The 16,190-nt window shown below is 61.2% G+C and carries 12 protein-coding genes; 5 read left to right on the forward strand and 7 right to left on the reverse strand.

Annotated elements, in window-relative coordinates; translation table 11 throughout:
* Positions 1–175: 175 nt before the first annotated feature.
* Positions 176–2,368 (reverse strand): hypothetical protein, encoded by a 2,193-nt coding sequence (locus tag HS122_02715; protein ID MBE7537312.1) that lies wholly within the window; start codon positions 2,366–2,368, stop codon positions 176–178.
* A 248-nt stretch (positions 2,369–2,616) separates the two neighbouring features.
* On the opposite strand from HS122_02715, the gene HS122_02720 reads away from it, so the two are divergent.
* Both HS122_02720 and HS122_02725 read left to right on the forward strand, forming a co-directional pair.
* Complete coding sequence (locus tag HS122_02720; GenBank protein ID MBE7537313.1) at positions 2,617–3,705, forward strand: hypothetical protein; 1,089 nt, start codon at positions 2,617–2,619, stop codon at positions 3,703–3,705.
* Positions 3,706–3,865: 160 nt separating this feature from the next.
* Positions 3,866–5,377 carry a sulfatase gene (locus HS122_02725; GenBank protein MBE7537314.1) on the forward strand — a complete coding sequence of 504 codons (1,512 nt, stop codon included), beginning with the start codon at positions 3,866–3,868 and terminating at the stop codon, positions 5,375–5,377.
* Between the two features lie 40 nt (positions 5,378–5,417).
* Here HS122_02725 and HS122_02730 read toward each other — a convergent pair whose 3' ends face one another.
* The 5 genes from HS122_02730 to HS122_02750 form a co-directional block, all read right to left on the reverse strand.
* Positions 5,418–6,815 (reverse strand): FAD-dependent oxidoreductase, encoded by a 1,398-nt coding sequence (locus HS122_02730; protein ID MBE7537315.1) that lies wholly within the window; start codon positions 6,813–6,815, stop codon positions 5,418–5,420.
* A gap of 24 nt (positions 6,816–6,839) precedes the next feature.
* Positions 6,840–8,168, reverse strand: a complete 1,329-nt coding sequence (locus tag HS122_02735; GenBank protein ID MBE7537316.1) for an alkaline phosphatase family protein — start codon at positions 8,166–8,168, stop codon at positions 6,840–6,842.
* A 32-nt stretch (positions 8,169–8,200) separates the two neighbouring features.
* Positions 8,201–9,448, reverse strand: a complete 1,248-nt coding sequence (locus HS122_02740; GenBank protein MBE7537317.1) for an MFS transporter — start codon at positions 9,446–9,448, stop codon at positions 8,201–8,203.
* A 199-nt stretch (positions 9,449–9,647) separates the two neighbouring features.
* Entirely contained in the window at positions 9,648–10,994 is a 1,347-nt protein-coding gene (locus HS122_02745) for an MFS transporter (protein MBE7537318.1), read from the reverse strand.
* Between the two features lie 152 nt (positions 10,995–11,146).
* The gene (locus tag HS122_02750) at positions 11,147–12,622 is read right to left on the reverse strand and encodes a sulfatase (protein ID MBE7537319.1); all 1,476 of its coding nucleotides are present in this window, start codon (positions 12,620–12,622) and stop codon (positions 11,147–11,149) included.
* 900 nt (positions 12,623–13,522) lie between these two features.
* Between HS122_02750 and HS122_02755 the strand changes: the two genes are divergently transcribed.
* A complete protein-coding gene (locus HS122_02755; protein MBE7537320.1) occupies positions 13,523–13,858 on the forward strand; it encodes a hypothetical protein in 336 nt (111 codons plus the stop codon).
* 27 nt (positions 13,859–13,885) lie between these two features.
* The gene (locus tag HS122_02760; GenBank protein ID MBE7537321.1) at positions 13,886–14,185 is read left to right on the forward strand and encodes a hypothetical protein; all 300 of its coding nucleotides are present in this window, start codon (positions 13,886–13,888) and stop codon (positions 14,183–14,185) included.
* A 286-nt stretch (positions 14,186–14,471) separates the two neighbouring features.
* On the opposite strand, the gene HS122_02765 is transcribed toward HS122_02760, so the two are convergent.
* Complete coding sequence (locus HS122_02765; GenBank protein MBE7537322.1) at positions 14,472–15,299, reverse strand: helix-turn-helix domain-containing protein; 828 nt, start codon at positions 15,297–15,299, stop codon at positions 14,472–14,474.
* 75 nt (positions 15,300–15,374) lie between these two features.
* Here HS122_02765 and HS122_02770 point away from each other — a divergent pair, with 75 nt between their 5' ends.
* Complete coding sequence (locus tag HS122_02770) at positions 15,375–16,190, forward strand: SIS domain-containing protein (protein ID MBE7537323.1); 816 nt, start codon at positions 15,375–15,377, stop codon at positions 16,188–16,190.

Here is a 16,190-nt window from a genome sequence, read left to right on the forward strand (position 1 = left end):
ACTGTCCAACAACGACTTGCATCCATAATTATATTCTATTGAAAAACTATTTGTCGATCTGAGTAGCATCCCTTCACTCAGGATCCACAACATTCCTCGTACGGAACTCCCGATCAATTGGCCGCATCAATTGCCCCGTCAGCCAATGGACTTGGGGCCCTTGATTGGGGGAAGCTCAACGCAATGCGCCGCTCCCTGAAGTGATGGCCTCCATCCTTACTTCGTGTGTCTTCATCCAATCAACAGCGGGCACCGGCTCGTACCCCGGGGCCTCGATCGTGAAGGGAAACCAGTTCGTACCCGACAGGCGCTTGAGGATGATTTCATTTCGATCGATCGAAAGTGACAGGATCAAACCCTTGATGTGGATCCGATCGATGGTGAGCGACGGAAACGCAGCCGGAAGTTTCGGCTCGATGCGGCATCCTTCCGCTGTCGGCGAGAAACCCGCGAACCCCGTGAGCATCATCTGCGGAACCAGCATCGACTCGAAAAACTCCCGGTCCATCCCGAGCCCCCCGGCGGTTCCATCACCCTGAAGCCCCACTCCCTGCCTGCGATAGTACTCGCGGTATCCACCGGCAGCCTGCACCTCCTCGAACCAGCGCAGGATGTCCTGCAGGCGTGACCAGGCGTTGTCCGGACCGCGAACGCGGATGCGTGATGTCAGGTCCATCAGCGACCACCCCAGCACCGCGCCGCCATCCTGAACCTGTCCGCCAAACGGAATCGTGTCCGCCTTGTTCCAGCGCCAGAAGTAATAGTCGATGTTGCGACGGGTCGTGCTCCGCGGTCCAAATCGGAAATGATAGATGCCGGTCCCGACCGACGTATCTCCCGGGACAATCCTTTTTCCTTCGATCCAGTCCATGATCTCCGCCGCATGGGCGTCGGTCGCGAAACCATAGTGGATCGCATCCGTGTTGAGAAACGTGAAGCCGTAGTCCGCGCGCACGCCATGAATGTCCGGCCCGGCGACAAACCGGCCGGTTTCCCTGTTCCAGAAAACGCGATTGCCCTCCGCCTTCACGTCCGCCGCGTGGCGTTCAAGCTGCACGGGATCAAATCGTCCGCCACCCGCTGCGAGCCCCCACTCGGGATGGCGATCCAGCGCCCTCTCCAGCATGGCGAATTTCCGCAGTGTATCATAATATCGGATACTGGCGTACGCGTCCTTGTGGCCGAAAGGCAGTAGATCCCAGTAGTTGTTCCCTATTCCCCTGCCCGGGATCATTCGCGCCGAGCCATCGGCATTGCGCTCGATCCCGGATCGTCCGTCGTGCCCCACCCAGGGGGTGAGCACGCAGTTGTTCTCATGCGTCCTGAACTCGCTCTGTGCAAATCGGAGCGCCTGACGAAGCCGCGAAAGGCTTCCACCGAGAAAGTCCACATCGCCCGTCCAGAGAAAGTAGTCGATCGCACCGCGGATAAAATCGAAGTTGTTGATGTTGTGACGCGTGTCGTACTGGGAAAAGACCGCCTGGAGCAGCAACTGGCCGTGCGGCGATTCATTTGCCAGGCGCAGGCGAAGACGGGCGATCTTTCCGGTCCACTCCGGATGCCGGTAAACCGGCACCATCGCACAATCCGCCTCGCCCTCCTTCACATCGGCTGGCGGCACCAGCATGCGACGCGATGTCGAGAACCCGTCATCGCCTTCGCGCTGCCATTCCAGAAAGGCCTGCGCGGCGCCAAGCCCCTCCGCATGCCACCGCAACTGGACAAAAGGCGACTGGAACGCATCGAAGTTCATCGCTGGCGTAGCGAGGCTTGCGTCCGCAGCCGTGACCTTCAGTCGGCAGCCCTCGGAATCGAACTTCACGAACTCGACGCCGCGCAGCTCCCATCCCTTCAGGTCCTTGCTCACTGGAGCGCCCTTCTGCAGCACGGCGGATTTCGTTCCCCGGTCGGAAAAATGGATGCCAGCCGCGCCTGCATTGTTCACCCAGTAGGGAAACGGCCACCCCAGCACATGTCCGATGCCCGGGTGTTGGTGCGTGGCAACATAGCCTTCACGATCAATGATCTTGTTGAGAAACGAGCTTCGCAGCCGCTCGGAGATCGTCACCTGGTTGTTGCACACACGCAGCTCCTCGGTATCCGCCCACAGGCAGGGCCCGGTCAGCCATTCATCCCACAACGTGCAGAGCGGAACCTGTGGATCGCCATTCGGGTAGTCCAGCCACACCGGGGGATAGTGCAGCCGGTGCATGGCGTTTAAAGCCTTCATCTCTCGCTCAAGACCCGGCACGAAAAACTGCGGAAACTTTCCCTCCACCGCATCCGCATGCAACGCCCGTCCCGCCCCGCCAGAGAGCACCAGAATACTCGCGATCCGAAGAACGAAAGGTAGCGAACTGCGTTTCATCTCCCCAGCATCTCCAAAGCGGAGGGAAAACCTCAAGCCAGCGTTCCGCAATTCGCACGGCAGTGCGTTCAACCTGGTCAGCAGCGGGATTCTCACCGCCAATAGCCTCATCCTCAAGCCGCCTCGTACCCCGCGTTTGCGTGGATTGTGACACCCCGTTTTTCGGGATACTCTAATTCGCGACAACTTCAAACGCCCCCGGTCAGCCACGCATTCACCGCTTCACCACGCTCATCTTCGATTCGCCCATGAATATCCGCACGCTGCTCTCCACGCTTCTCCTTGTTCCCGCATCCTACGCCGCAAGTCCTGCGGGCGTGAAATGGCATCCCGGCCACTATGTCTTTGTGGGCGGTGACAAGCTGTCTGAGAAAGTGCTGACGCTGCCACACTTCCGCGGCGTTCAGAAGATTTACTCCTGGCGCGAGTTCGAGCCTGAAAAGGGACGCTACGACTTCTCCGAACTCCGGGCGGACCTCGCGCTCGCCAGGAAGTATAACCGGCAAATCGTGATGCAGTTCACGCACAAATCGTTTTCACGGGGGCAGCGCAGCGTGCCCGATTACATCACGGGACCTGAATATGGCGGCGGTGTCTACGCCACTGTGCAGGGTGCTCTGAATCCTGTCCTTTGGAACCGAAACGTCGCTGATCGTCTCGACGCCGTGATCATCGCGCTGGGACGCGAATTCGACCGCAATTCGAACCTCGAGGCGGTCAACCTTCCCGAGAGCGCTCCCAATGCCTACCTCGACAAGTCCCCTCAGGCCGGCGTCGAGACCTACACCGATCAGGTCTATCTCGAAGCACTCAAGCGGACCATGACCACCCTGCGGCACGCGTTTCCCGACACAGTCGTGATTCAATACACCAATTTTCCCCCATCGCTGCTGGATGAGCTGACCGACTACGAAAAGGAGATAGGCGTGGGCATGGGTGGACCGGATGTTTATCCCGGCGTATCGCCCTCCCTCAAGGATCCCAAGAAAGGAGTCTACCGCCTGTATGCAAAGTTGGGAGGCACCGTGCCCATGGGGGCCGCCGTTCAGTCGACCAACTACCGCGAAGCGGACAAGAAGCGCTGGCACCTGCAGCGCGGCGACAAGACGCTCAACGGCAGTCCGATTGTGATAACTCCGGAGGACGAAAAGCTTTTTCCGATCAGCGCACATCTCAAACTCGCGCGCGACACACTCAAACTCAACTACCTGTTCTGGGCGACCAGTCCCTCCGACGGCTTCGAGGCCGTGAAGAAATTCCTAGCCCGGCCGGAACTGGCCAACGACCCCGCTGGCGGACTCAATGCCACGCTCCCACCGAAAGCCTTTCTCCGCTGATTCGGCGGCAAATCCGCGGTTTCATTGAAAACATCCGTCGATTTGCGCGCACCCGCCACCGTTCCGAGTTTGTCCAGAACGCCGTGAGACTTGTGCCCTCCGCTCCAAGAATACGAGAGATGATTCGCAACAACGCCGGCATGCGCGTATTCGTCCTGACATGACAATCTCCTCAAACGAGGTCTGCCGCAGCCTTCGCCGCGCGGGATCAATCCTCTCATCGCTGATCGTATCGGGCTTGCTCCTGGCGGCACCGTTGCGCGGTGCGGAATCTGATGCTGCATCTGCGCGCCCCAACGTCGTGCTGATCGTCGCGGACGATCACGGGACCGAAGCGCTTGGCTGCTATGGCAATCCGGTGATCAAAACGCCCGCTCTCGACGCGCTGGCAAGCGAGGGCATCCGTTTCACCGAGGCTTTCTGCACAACGTCAAGCTGCAGCCCATCGCGCGCCGTCATCCTGAGCGGGCTTCAGGACCATCACAACGGCATGTACGGGCTCCAGCATCAGGTTCATCATTTCCAGTCCTTCGATTCAGTGAAGAGCCTGCCCGTGCTTCTCTCACACGCGGGATATCGCACCGCCCGCATAGGCAAATACCACCTGGCGCCGGAGGCCGTGTACAAATTCGACACCGTGCTGTCGGGCGGCGCAGCCAATGATCCTGAATCAATCGGCCGAAGCCCCGTTGAAATGGCGGATGCTGCCAACAATTTCCTGAACGCGGACGACAGGCGTCCTTTCTTCCTCTATTACGCGACGGATGATCCGCATCGGGCGAATGCGGTCCTTCCCAACGGACGCCCCACCTTCGAGACGTACCCGCTTCCCAACAGCTTTGGCAACCGTCCTCAAGGCTATCCGGGAATTACGCCTGTAGTCTACTCTCCGGACAAGGTCATCGTGCCACATTTTCTTCCAGACACGCCGGAATGCCGGAGCGAACTTGCGCAATATTACCAGGCCGTCTCGCGCCTCGACCAGGGAGTCGGCCATCTGATCAATCTCCTCAAGGCTGCCGGAAAATACGACAACACGCTCATCATCTACATCTCTGACAACGGGGTGGCCTTCCCCGGTGCAAAAACCACGCTCTACGATCCGGGCATCAGGCTTCCCTGCATCATACGCAGCCCCCGCCAGCCCAGGCGCGGCATTGTGGAGGACGCCATGATTTCATGGGTCGATCTCGCTCCGACGATTCTCGATTTTGTCGGAGCACCCGCCTCGCCGGACGGTTTTGACGGCCGTTCATTCCGCGCCGCACTCGATGGAGGCAGGCTGACAGGCTGGGACGAGATTTATGGGTCCCACAGTTTTCACGAAATCACCATGTACTACCCGATGCGCATGCTGCGCACCCGGCGCTACAAGCTGATCTGGAACATCGCAAGCGGCCTCACGTACCCCTCGGCGCTCGACCTGATCGAATCACCGACATGGATAAGCGCCGAGAAATCCGGCACCGGCACCTTTGGCCGCCGTCGCATTTACGACTACCTGCATCGTCCGCGTTTCGAACTCTACGATTTGCAGCGGGATCCGGATGAGGTGGTCAACCTGGCAGATGATCCCGCGAGCGATTCCCTGAAGAACGAGCTCATTTCAAAACTCAAGGCGTTCCAGTCCAAAACCCGGGACCCTTGGTTCCACAAGTGGACGTATGAATAAAGTCGCTCTGATCCCGGACTTTCCCGCCAGGTGCGTCGACTCACACTTGCGCCGGACGCAGATACGCGCCACTCGCGAGCAACTCGGCCTGAAGTTTCCTCACGTCGATTTGATCGGGTGAAACGCCCGAGCGGATAGCCTGCCTGGCCGCGCGCCCCGCTGCCTCGCCCATCGCCATGCAGGTCGCCATCACACGAATGGCGCCCATCGCCTCGTGCGTGGTCGAAATGCAACGTCCCGCAACAAGCAGATTCCTCACCTTCTGCGGCACCAGGGAGCGGTAGGGAATGTCATAGCAGTCACCGCACCAGATGAGCGTGCAGCCTTCGTCGCCCGGTCGATGGATGTCGATGGGATAACTGGCGACCGCGATGCTGTCGTCAAAATGCCTGCACCCCAGCACATCCTCCTGCGTCATCGTGTATTGTCCGACGATTCTCCGCGTCTCCCTGATTCCCAGAAACGGCGCGGTCTTTGCGAAATAGCAGTCTTCAAAACCCGGAACATAATTCTTCAGATAGACGTGGATGTCATCGATCTGGCGCCGCGCCTCGATCTCCCCCGCTGTCAGGCTGCGTGCGTCGGTTCCGTCCGTGCCGGCAACCCGCGTCATGTTGATCCAAACCTCACCCTCGCGAAGTCCGGTGATGATGATGGTGCGTTCGTTCGGGATGTTGAGTTTCCGTTCGGAGCGCGCACGGGCAATCAGCTCGCGCAGGCCCACAACGATGAACTGGTTGTTCTGGCCGAAATACTCGGCGGGAATGAAGTCGGTCAGATACGTCCGCGTGTGGTGCGCGATGCTCATGCGAAGCTTCTCGGTGTCGACGCCCGCAAGGCAGAACATCAGCGTCGGCGGCTGCATGCCGCCCGTTTCCCTGCTGCCTTTCTCGCAGGGCACACCCGCCCGGTACGCCACATCGGCGTCGCCCGTGCAGTCCACCACGATCCGGGCGAGCACGGCCTCGCGCCCGCTCTTGCTCTCGGTGATGATGCCGCGGATCACATCGCCGTCCATGATGACGCCGGCGCAGAAGGTGTAGAAGTTCACGTCGACCTTCGCCTCGGTCAGCATCTGCAGCGCGACCGTCTTCACAGCCTCGGGCTCGACCAGCGTGATGCCCATGTGAAGAGGACACCAGCGGTGCTCGCTCGCCCCTTTGACGAGGCGCAGGCGGTCAATGAATTTCTGGGGCAGCCCCTGGATGATCTGGTTCTTCTTCTGCCCCAGAAAGCCCAGCACTGGCAGACCGATCGTCATGTTGCCGCCGACAAAACTGCGGCTTTCGATCAACCCCACCTTCAGCCCATCCTCGGCCGCGGCAAGCGCCGTCGTGAGGCCTGACGGGCCACCCCCAACGACGAGAACGTCGTACTCTTCTCGAACCGGAACCGAGCGTGCGGGTTCACGAATGGATGATTGCAATGCTGGCTTCATGCGGAAAACTTCGGCCTTGGTTGATCAATGGGAGGCTGCCGAAAACAGGTCCAGGGGCGGCAATGCCGCCGATGGGAAAGCCGCCCGCAGCCAGGCGGCCAGCGTCGGTGCAATGCTGCGCATGTCGATGACGCCAATGTCTCCGGTCCGGATGCCTGGGCCGGCCAGCAGAAAGGTTGAATTCATCTCCGGGTGCGTGGGCACGTGCCCGTGGGTGCCCGCGTCGCGCAGCTCAACCAGGCCCGATCCAACAAGACGTGAGCTCGATGTGAAGCTGGGCTTCAAATCCAGCCAGAACTCGGCCTGCGCCGTGCCGCCGAGGCGGGCGATGGCGTCCCGGTCAAGGATCGCATGAATGCCATTGGCCGGATCGGCGGCCAGGCGATCGAGAAACACCTTCACGCGCTTCCTGGCTTCGGCATCCCTGGGATCCTTCATCACAATCGCCACCGAGCCACTCGAAAGCCAGGGCATCGCGACCCAGTCCTTTACGCCGGCGGCTTCGATCGTGGCGCCGCCGCCCTTGAGTTTGACGAGCCCTTCCCGGACAAAGGCCGCATCGATGGCAAGGGCATGATCAACGGCGGAGAAGCCGTGGTCCGACACCACGCAGACCGCGGCATCCGGGTGCGCACCACGCATGGCATCAACCGCCTCACCAACCATCGCGTCGATCTCCTCCAGCGCGTGCTTCGCCTCACGGGAGAAGGGCCGATGAGCGTGCTGCTCGTGATCCAGCGCAACCAGATGCACAAGCAGCACCCGTGGACCATGCTGGCGGATGATTTCAAGAAGGTACCGGGTGCGCGACCAATCCCGGCGCGTGCCATCCTTGGCATCATTGATGTACACACCCGCCTTTTTCGCCAGCGCGTCCATGAATGCCCCTCCGGCAAATCCGCGGATGATCTTGACGTCCTCGCCGGTTTTTGTGCCGGCAAACTCAGGAATGTTGTACTTGATGCCGGGTGCCCCCACCGTTACCGGCCAGCTCACGCTTCCCACTTCATAACCGGCGGCGGTCGCCGCGTCCCAGATCGCCGGCACCTTTATCTCGTCGTTGTACCAGTACCACCGGTTGACCGCCTTGTCGTTCGGATTGAAGGGCCTGTTGGCCGCAACGCCATGCACCGCCGGCCAGTTGCCGGTGACAACACTGGTGTGGCTCGCATATGTGACCGATGGCAGCACGCCGCGCACGCCCGAGGCATGCGCGCCTTCCTTCCAAAGTTCGCGCAAACGGGGGATCTTCATCCCGTTCTTGTCGGCCTCACTGATGTAGTCGGGACGCAAACCATCGATCGATATCAGAAGCAGGCTTCGATCCGGAGCCGCGGTTAACGCGGATGCCATTCCTGCGACGCAGACCAGTATGTGAATCATCTTCATGGGAGTGCTGCGCGAGGCCGCTCGGGACGCACCAGGGTCCAAAGGATAACCGTCGCAATCGGGTGAAGCAAGGCCATGACCGCAAATACGCGGGCCGGTCCAAGCGTTGCCATCATTTCACCCACAAAACTGTTGAAGACAACGGCTCCCGCCGCGCCGCATCCTCCGGCGATGCCGAGCACGCTCGCGACGTTTGCCGTGGGAAACGATTCCGCGATGACAACACTGAGGCTGAACAACCAGCTCAGGCACGCGGCGGCCACCAGGCTGAAGATCAGGAGTGTCGCAGCGGGATGCGGAAAATGGGGCGTCAGGGCACACAGCGGCGCCAGGCAGGCCATCGCCGTGAGCATGCGTTTGCGGGCATCAAGGGGCGCACGGCCCCTTCTAACCATCCAGTCCGACCAAGCGGCGCTGCCAATCCCTCCGAGATCCGCCGCAAGAAAGGGAATCCATCCAATCATGCCCACCTGCGCCAGCGACAATCCCGACTGTTCCTGAAGGTAACCCGGCAGCCAGAAGAGACAAAAATACCAGACCGGATCACTGATGAAACGAATCAACAGGATACCCCACAGTGTCCGCGTCCGCCACAGATCGAGCCACCGGAATCCGACCGCCGCGCCGCCGCCCACTCCCCCAGTCGTCGATTGCTCCAGAATCGCGGTCGGAGGATCTCGATAGATGACAAACCAGAGCAAAGCGATCAGAAGGCCCAGCGCGCCCGGCACAAGAAAGGCGCTGTGCCAGTTGAACGAAAGCGCGAGCCACGCGACCAGCGGCGGCGCAATAATCGCCCCAAAGGTCCCCCCGGCCACACACACGCTGTTCGCCGTCGCACGGAGTGAACCGGGAAACCAGAGGGTCACCGCCCTCAATTGCGACGGAAACGCCGTGGGTTCGCTCAGCCCGAGTAGTCCGCGAAAGACGGCGAAGGAACCGAAACCACGGGTCAACCCTGCTCCCAGGCAGGCCATCGACCAGGTGACAATGCCCGTGAGCATCACGATGCGCGCGCCAAATCGGTCCACCAGCCATCCGGCGACAGGGTACATCAGCGCGTAGCAGACCGTGAACACATTCACCAGCACCGCATATCCGCGATCGTCGAATCCAAACTCCGTCTTCAACGTCGGCTTGAGAATCGAGAGGATCTGCCGGTCGACATAATTGAGCACGATGGCCCCAAAAATGACCGCCAGAATGAACCAGCGCCGCCGGAGGGGCGATTCAAGAGCCTTCATGGCTCGACGGGTGGCCTCGCTGGGCCGTGTGGCGGGATGGATGCCATCCTGGAATCTGGGGCTAGAACAACAAATCCGTATAATTATTCAGCATTGTCATGCCAATTTCACGCCAGCTGCGCGGACTGAGTCAAGGACCTTTCCGAAATTGGCGGATCTGCGCTCCGGGCGCCTTCGTTGCGATGAGGACGCAGGCCCCCTACCAGGACCCGTGGTGCTCCGGTATCCTTGAAATGAGCGGAAGCGCGGCAACGAGGACGAGGGCCATCGTGGCATAGACCCAGGCCTGCGCCATGCCGGGAGCGTTCGCACCTGTGAGGATCGCCGTCGTCGTCGACACCGTGATGATCGAACCGATCTGAAGGCCCAGCGAACGGAGAGCCGCCAGCGTCGACGACCGGCGGGGCGCCAGTTGCAGCCCCGCATTGCGGCTCGCCGGATTTATGGCTCCGATGCCGACGCCGATGACGCCCGCCGCCGCGGCCAGCCAGGCGTGCGGCGACAGGCCCGCCGGTGGTGGCACTGCCAGCAGCGCCATTCCCGACGCAAGGATGACACTGCCGGCATAGAGTGGCAGCCGGTGACCCGTCCGGCGAAGCGCCATCGCAGCCACAAAAGAGACCACCACCGATGCGATGCCCTGGGCAAGCAGGAGCGTTCCCGAATCAAAGGCATTCAAGTGATACCGGTTGGTTCCGTAGAGCGGAATCAGCGCAACCGCACCCAGCATCATGCCATTGTGAATGACATTGATCAGATTCACCGCCCCAAAATTCGGCCCGCGAATCAGCTCCGGCGCAATCAGCGGATCCACCGCGCGATTGATGTGGCGAAAAAACAGCCTCAGGGAGGCGACAGCGGCAGCCGCGGGAACGAGGAAGGAAAGCGATAGCACATGAATTTCGGCACCACCCAGGTGACTCACCGCCAGCATCCCCGTGATCAGTCCGACGCCGAGCAGCGCAATGCCCGGGAAGTCCAGGGTGAAGTCCCTGGCCCGACGCCTGCGCGGGTCGCGAGGGATGTAGTGCAGCGCCGCGACCACTACAGCGATGCCGATCGGCACATTGACGTAGAACACCGCGCGCCAGCTCCAGTAGGTCACGAACAAGCCGCCGAATATCGGTCCAATCATAGAGCCGATCGGAAGGATGCTTCCAAAAAGACTCACAGCCCGATCGCGGGAATCCCCGAAATAGTCGACGATGATCGCCGTTGCCGACGGCATGAACCCCGCCCCTCCACCCGCCTGAATCGCACGCAGAGCAACGAGCACCGCGATGTTGTCCGCAAGTCCGCAGAGAAGCGACGCGGCGGTGAACGTGATCACCGATGCCAGAAACACGCGCCGGCGCCCAAAGCGCTCGCTGAGCGCCCCGCTGATCGGCAGCATCAACGCATAACCGAAGGAATAGGACGTGAGCGTCCACCCCGCCCAGTTCACCGTCGTGTCCATCGCCTGCTGCAGGGCATGCAGCGCCGTCGCCACGATCGTCGCATCGATCGAAACCATCAGCAGCGTCAGGGCGACGATCGTGAAAATCATGCCCCGTCGGACGGGGCGAGCGCCGACGTCTGTAATCTCGCTCACTCCGTCACAGCCCGCGTCATCCATGGGATTCGTTCCTTAAGTGTCAGTCGCCCCCACGCGATGCGTTTCATCGCGCTGGCCTGAGACGTCGCAGCGCAGATCCAGGCTCACTGGCTCGCCTGAACCGAAGCCCGCGCGCCCTGCCAGCCTTCACGCCACTGGCTCATCAATCTCGCCAGCACGCCGGCCTGCGCCGGATCATGGGCGATGTTGATGTTCTCCTGAGGGTCGGCGTCGGAATCGTACAGCTCCACCGCATCAATGATCGAATGATCGTCCCGATGGGTCCACACCGTCAGGCGATGATGATCCGTGCGCATGGAGTAGCCCATGAGCCGCAGGTTCCTTCCGGATCCGTCGCGTTTGACGCTGCGCGGATACTGGCTGAATGCCGCAGGTGCGAACGAATGGCTGGGATGCTCGAGAACGGGCTTCAAGCTGTTTCCCTCAAGATGCGAAGGCTCCGGCAGGCCTGCCAGATCGCACAGCGTCGGGTAGATGTCGACAAGCTCCGCAAGCGCGCGGGTGCGAGATCCCGCCGACGGGAGCCCCGGAGCGGAAATGACCAACGGCACCCGCGTGTCGTTCTCGACATTCGAGTGTTTTCCCCAGGCATCGTGCTCGCCGAGTTTCCAGCCATGATCGCCCCAGAAAACCACGATTGTATTCTCCCGGAGCCCCGTGCGCTCCAGTTCATCCAGAACGAGTCCCACCTGTGCATCGACATAACTGGTCGCCGCATAATACGCATGCTTCAGGCGGCGTGCGAGGTCGGGCGGAATGTCGCCCGCTGGAACGCCGCGGTAGGTGCGAATCTCACCACCACGCTGGATCGCATAGTCGGGCGCGCCTTTGGGATAGAAGGGATTGGGCGCAAGCTGGATCTTCGCGGGATCGTAGAGGTCCCAATACCGCTTCGGGGAAACGAATGACAGATGAGGTTTCAGGAACCCAACGGCGAGGAAGAACGGCTTCTTCCTGTCGGCCAGTTCCCTGAGTGTGTCCACCGCAAGCCGGGCAGTTTTCCCATCGGTGAAATAGTCGTCCGGCACATCCGCCCCTTCATAGACCGCGCCGCGCACCTTCCTGCCGCCGCTTTGCTCCCCCGGTTGAACCATGTCCGCGGGATTGGCGTACCATGGCGCCTTCGGCATGATGGAGGGCACGCTCCAGGTCGGCGGATCATCATAACCGCCATGATAGATCTTGCCGATGCTTTGAGTGAAATAGCCGTTGTTCTTGAAATGCTGGCCGAGCGTGACCACGTCGGGCATCGCCGTGCGGAAATGAGTCTCGAGATCCCAGACCTTCGTGGTGTCCGGACGCGCACCGGTCATGACACTGGAGCGCGACGGCGAACACACGGCCTGCTGCGCATACGCCCGCTCGAAGAGCACGCCCTGCGACGCCAGGCGGTCGAGATTCGGACTCACAACCTGCCCCCCATAGCAGGCCAGGTCGGGACGCATGTCGTCGGATACCAGGAACAGGACATTGGGACGTGATTTCGTGCCCGCCGCCGAAAGCGAAACATCAAGCGCGAACAGTCCCAAAACAAGCCAGACCGGTGTCAGGAATTTCATGGTGGTTATTTCTCAGCCTCGGATCCCGCCGACTGGGTTCAAGCCAACCGGTCGACAATCCTGACCGTACCCTATTCCACTGCCCGAATCCCGCAAGGAATCATTCCATCAGCCGCCTGCACGCCTTGCGCACGGATTCAATCGCCTGAAGCGCCCGGCGCTCCTCGAACCGAAACTCGGGCCCGAGGCCGCCACGCAACCCCACGCCACCGTGCGTGCCAGCCTCTCGAAGCGACTTTACAAACACGCGCCATCGACGCACCTGGCGCCGCGAGCGCCAAATGCACGACCTCCGCAAGCCAGGCGGTATGATCCGGAGTGATAGGTGACAGATTGTCCATGGTGATGGGTTACATTCTTGCCATCAAGAATGCATGTTTTCGGACATGCTCTAGACGGACAGCATGGCGAGACTGACAATCGGAGGCTTTCAAAAAGGGCGTATCGGGTTTTCATGGGTAAAACGTCCACAGCCGACCTTTCTTCGCATCGCCTCCGATGCTGGCCGGCTGTGGTGTTGCGCGCTACACAAAGGTCCAATTTTAGGCATCATAAAAGTGTAACCCATCACCCTGGACTGTTTGTCACCTATCACCGGATCAAACCCATTAAAATCCAATCCCCAAGCCAAAGGGGTCAAACCTCACTTTTCGCACTCCTCATCGTCCGGCGACTGCCGGCGATCTCATCGGCATGGAGATATTTCGAGGATCGATTCGCCGGCGTAATAGCACCTGCAGAGGGGCGCATCGGGGAAGTGGATTCGAGGCAAGCAGAACCCGCCCGGGGCATGACTGGCCGTGGTCGTTGACACCTCAACCGATTCCCACGATTCAATTCAATCGTCGGTCAGACCCTGACCGGAGCCATGCTGAACACCCCTTCAAGCCATCTGGCGGAGTGCCAGGACGGTCGGTGGCGCAGCGACAGGCCGAGCGGGAGGGACGGCTCTATGCCTTCTTTTGGCTGCTGCTTCCCGCGCTCCTGGCGGCTGAAGCGAAAGTCGGGCTGCCGCTGTCCCAGTATTCGGTCGCGACCGAATGCAGCATCGCAGCCCCGCCGGATGTGGTGTGGCGGCACGTGATTGAATTCGGAGAGCTGCCTCCGCCACGCGAACTGATCTTTGCATCAGGCATCGCGTATCCGCTCCGCGCGCGCCTCGAGGGCCGCGGTGAGGGCGCACTGCGCCACTGCGAATTCTCCACCGGGGCGTTTGTCGAGCCCATCACTGCATGAGAGGAGAACGAGCGACTGGCATTCGACGTGATCAGCCAGCCCGCGCCGATGGAGGAACTGTCGTTCTATTCCCGCGTGCATCCCCCCCATATCGACGGTTTCTTCCGATCGCAGCGGGGTGAATTCAGACTGATCGCCCAGGAAAACGGCCATACGCTTCTGCGTGGCACGACCTGGTACGAGCAGGATTTCTGGCCTCAGCCCTACTGGCGCCTTTGGTCGGATTATTTGGTTCACGTGATCCATGGACGTGTGCTCGCCCCGATAAAGTCAGAGGCCGAAGCGGCCTGGAGCACAGTTTCCCCGCAATCGCAGGCCTCCCGGTAGTCCGCTGTCTTTGCAGCTATCCCTTCACCGGATCGCATCTTCTCCGCGAATCCTGTTTCCTCGGCGTGAGTGAGAACCATCCGGCGCTGTTTTGCCATGCGCGTCCCCAGGTCACGACGGAGCGTGCCCCTCCATTGGGAATCGGTCACTTGCATTCGATGGTTCAGTCCCATTGGGCAATGGAGATTCTGTGTCGCTATTCGAGCCGGGCACGAGGGAGCTTGCCCATTGGGTGCTGAAAATCCACTTCGCGGGCCACCGGTGTTTGCGCGGATCGCAATTTCCCTCACTCGCGCATGCGGCGGCGAAAGGCCTGGGGCGACTCGCGGACGCAGCGGCCGAACACTTCATAAAACGCGCTGAGTGACCCGAATCCGCACGCCAGCGCCACGTCCACAACCTTGTCGTCATTGAGCAGCAGCAGGCGCTGCGCATTCGTCACGCGGCACTGGCGCAGATAGTCGCCTATCGTGATGCCGGACAGGCGCTGGAACAACGGCATCGCATAGTTGGGATGGAGTCCCGCCGACGCCGCGATCTCCGCAACCGTCAGTTTCTCGTGATAACGCTCAGCCATGCATCGAGCCATCGCCTCGACGTGCCTGAGGTTGTTGGGCACGGATTTCACCCGGGCATTCCCAAGCGTGTTCCTCTCAACATCCGCCCGCTCGGCCATCCAGAGCAGGCAGGCCTGAAATTCGTACAACAACCGCCGCTGCTGCTGGTGATCCGCATTGGCAAGTTCCTTCACCCAGTCGAGCACTGCGAAACGTCCGGCATTGTCCGCAGGCGCAACCCACCAGTTGCCTTCCATCAGCCCCCTGACAAAACGCTGCGGCAGATTCCAACTCCACACCCACGCCAGCGGCACCGTTATCCACGCCATCCGGCTGCGGCGGTCGGCCGCGACTAGCGTGTGCGGCGTCGACCCCCAGAACATTGTCAACCGCCCGGGAACCAGCCGCCTCATCACCCCGCGATGCAGGTACGTGACCTCCCCCTTCAGCAGATAGTTGATCTCAATCTCGCTGTGATGATGGATCCGCTCCATCGCACGCGGGGGCGAAAGCAGCTTCGCCGCCAGGCCAAAGGTTTCAAATCGAACGTCCGGCATGAGTCCTATTTATCCGGAAAGAATGGCGGTCCTTTCTGGATGCTTCCAGCCGTAAAACCGGTTACACTCCCGGTCATGCCCTCTTCCGCAGTCCTGCCGGAGCTCACATTTCCCGATCAACTTCAGCGCGTCCGGCTCTCCCTTCGCGCCCAGCATGCCGCCCTCGCAGATGTCGCGAGGCTCTTCGCCGACGCCCTTGGCGCCGGCGGCGTTGTCCATGTCTACGCCAACGGACACTCCCGCCTCGCCGTCGAGGAGCTGTGCATCCGCATCGGCGCCCTCACCGGGTTTCACCCGCTGCTTCAGACGGGCCTAGTCTCCTTTGTCGATGTCGTCGGCCCCAATGGCATCCGGCTCAACCAGACGCTTGAAAAGGTCGAGGGGCTCGGCCGGCAGCTGCTGGCCGAGGTGGACGTCGCCCCTGGTGAGCCGCTGCTCGCCATCTCCGCCACGGGCCAGACATCCGCCGCCGTCGACATGGCCCTCGCCTGGCGCCAGATCCACCCGGCCAACCCACTTGTCCTCCTCTGCTGCCGCGAGCAGGCCCGTCAGGGCGCTCCAAAGCACAGTTCGGGGAAAACCTTCTGGCATGTCGCCGAGGAGGCGCCCGCCATCGTCCATCTGCTCGACAATGCCATGCCCATGGGCGACACCACCGTTCTGGTCTCCGGCAAGACGGGAAACTATCCGCTCTGCCCGCTTTCATCCGTCGGTGCGCTGAGCGTCATCCAGTGCCTGAATGAACTGACGCTGCGCGAACTCGATTCCCGCGGCATCCGTCATCCGGTCCTTCGCAACATGCATGTCGCCGACACGCGCGACACCTACGATGCCTGGATCCGCGACCAGCGCCGGCGCTATGCGCGCGCGCTAAACTCCGCTGCATCGTGA

Source organism: Opitutaceae bacterium (assembly GCA_015075305.1).
Lineage (GTDB): Bacteria > Verrucomicrobiota > Verrucomicrobiia > Opitutales > Opitutaceae > UBA6669.

What these genes read in the sequence shown, in the direction of transcription:
- HS122_02715 (MBE7537312.1), bottom strand. Translation starts at nt 2,368, where the DNA reads ATGAAACGCAGTTCGCTACCTTTCGTTCTTCGGATCGCGAGTATTCTG.
- HS122_02720 (MBE7537313.1), top strand. Translation starts at nt 2,617, where the DNA reads ATGAATATCCGCACGCTGCTCTCCACGCTTCTCCTTGTTCCCGCATCC.
- HS122_02725 (MBE7537314.1), top strand. Translation starts at nt 3,866, where the DNA reads ATGACAATCTCCTCAAACGAGGTCTGCCGCAGCCTTCGCCGCGCGGGA.
- HS122_02730 (MBE7537315.1), bottom strand. Translation starts at nt 6,815, where the DNA reads ATGAAGCCAGCATTGCAATCATCCATTCGTGAACCCGCACGCTCGGTT.
- HS122_02735 (MBE7537316.1), bottom strand. Translation starts at nt 8,168, where the DNA reads ATGGCATCCGCGTTAACCGCGGCTCCGGATCGAAGCCTGCTTCTGATA.
- HS122_02740 (MBE7537317.1), bottom strand. Translation starts at nt 9,448, where the DNA reads ATGAAGGCTCTTGAATCGCCCCTCCGGCGGCGCTGGTTCATTCTGGCG.
- HS122_02745 (MBE7537318.1), bottom strand. Translation starts at nt 10,994, where the DNA reads ATGATTTTCACGATCGTCGCCCTGACGCTGCTGATGGTTTCGATCGAT.
- HS122_02750 (MBE7537319.1), bottom strand. Translation starts at nt 12,622, where the DNA reads ATGAAATTCCTGACACCGGTCTGGCTTGTTTTGGGACTGTTCGCGCTT.
- HS122_02765 (MBE7537322.1), bottom strand. Translation starts at nt 15,299, where the DNA reads ATGCCGGACGTTCGATTTGAAACCTTTGGCCTGGCGGCGAAGCTGCTT.
- HS122_02770 (MBE7537323.1), top strand. Translation starts at nt 15,375, where the DNA reads ATGCCCTCTTCCGCAGTCCTGCCGGAGCTCACATTTCCCGATCAACTT.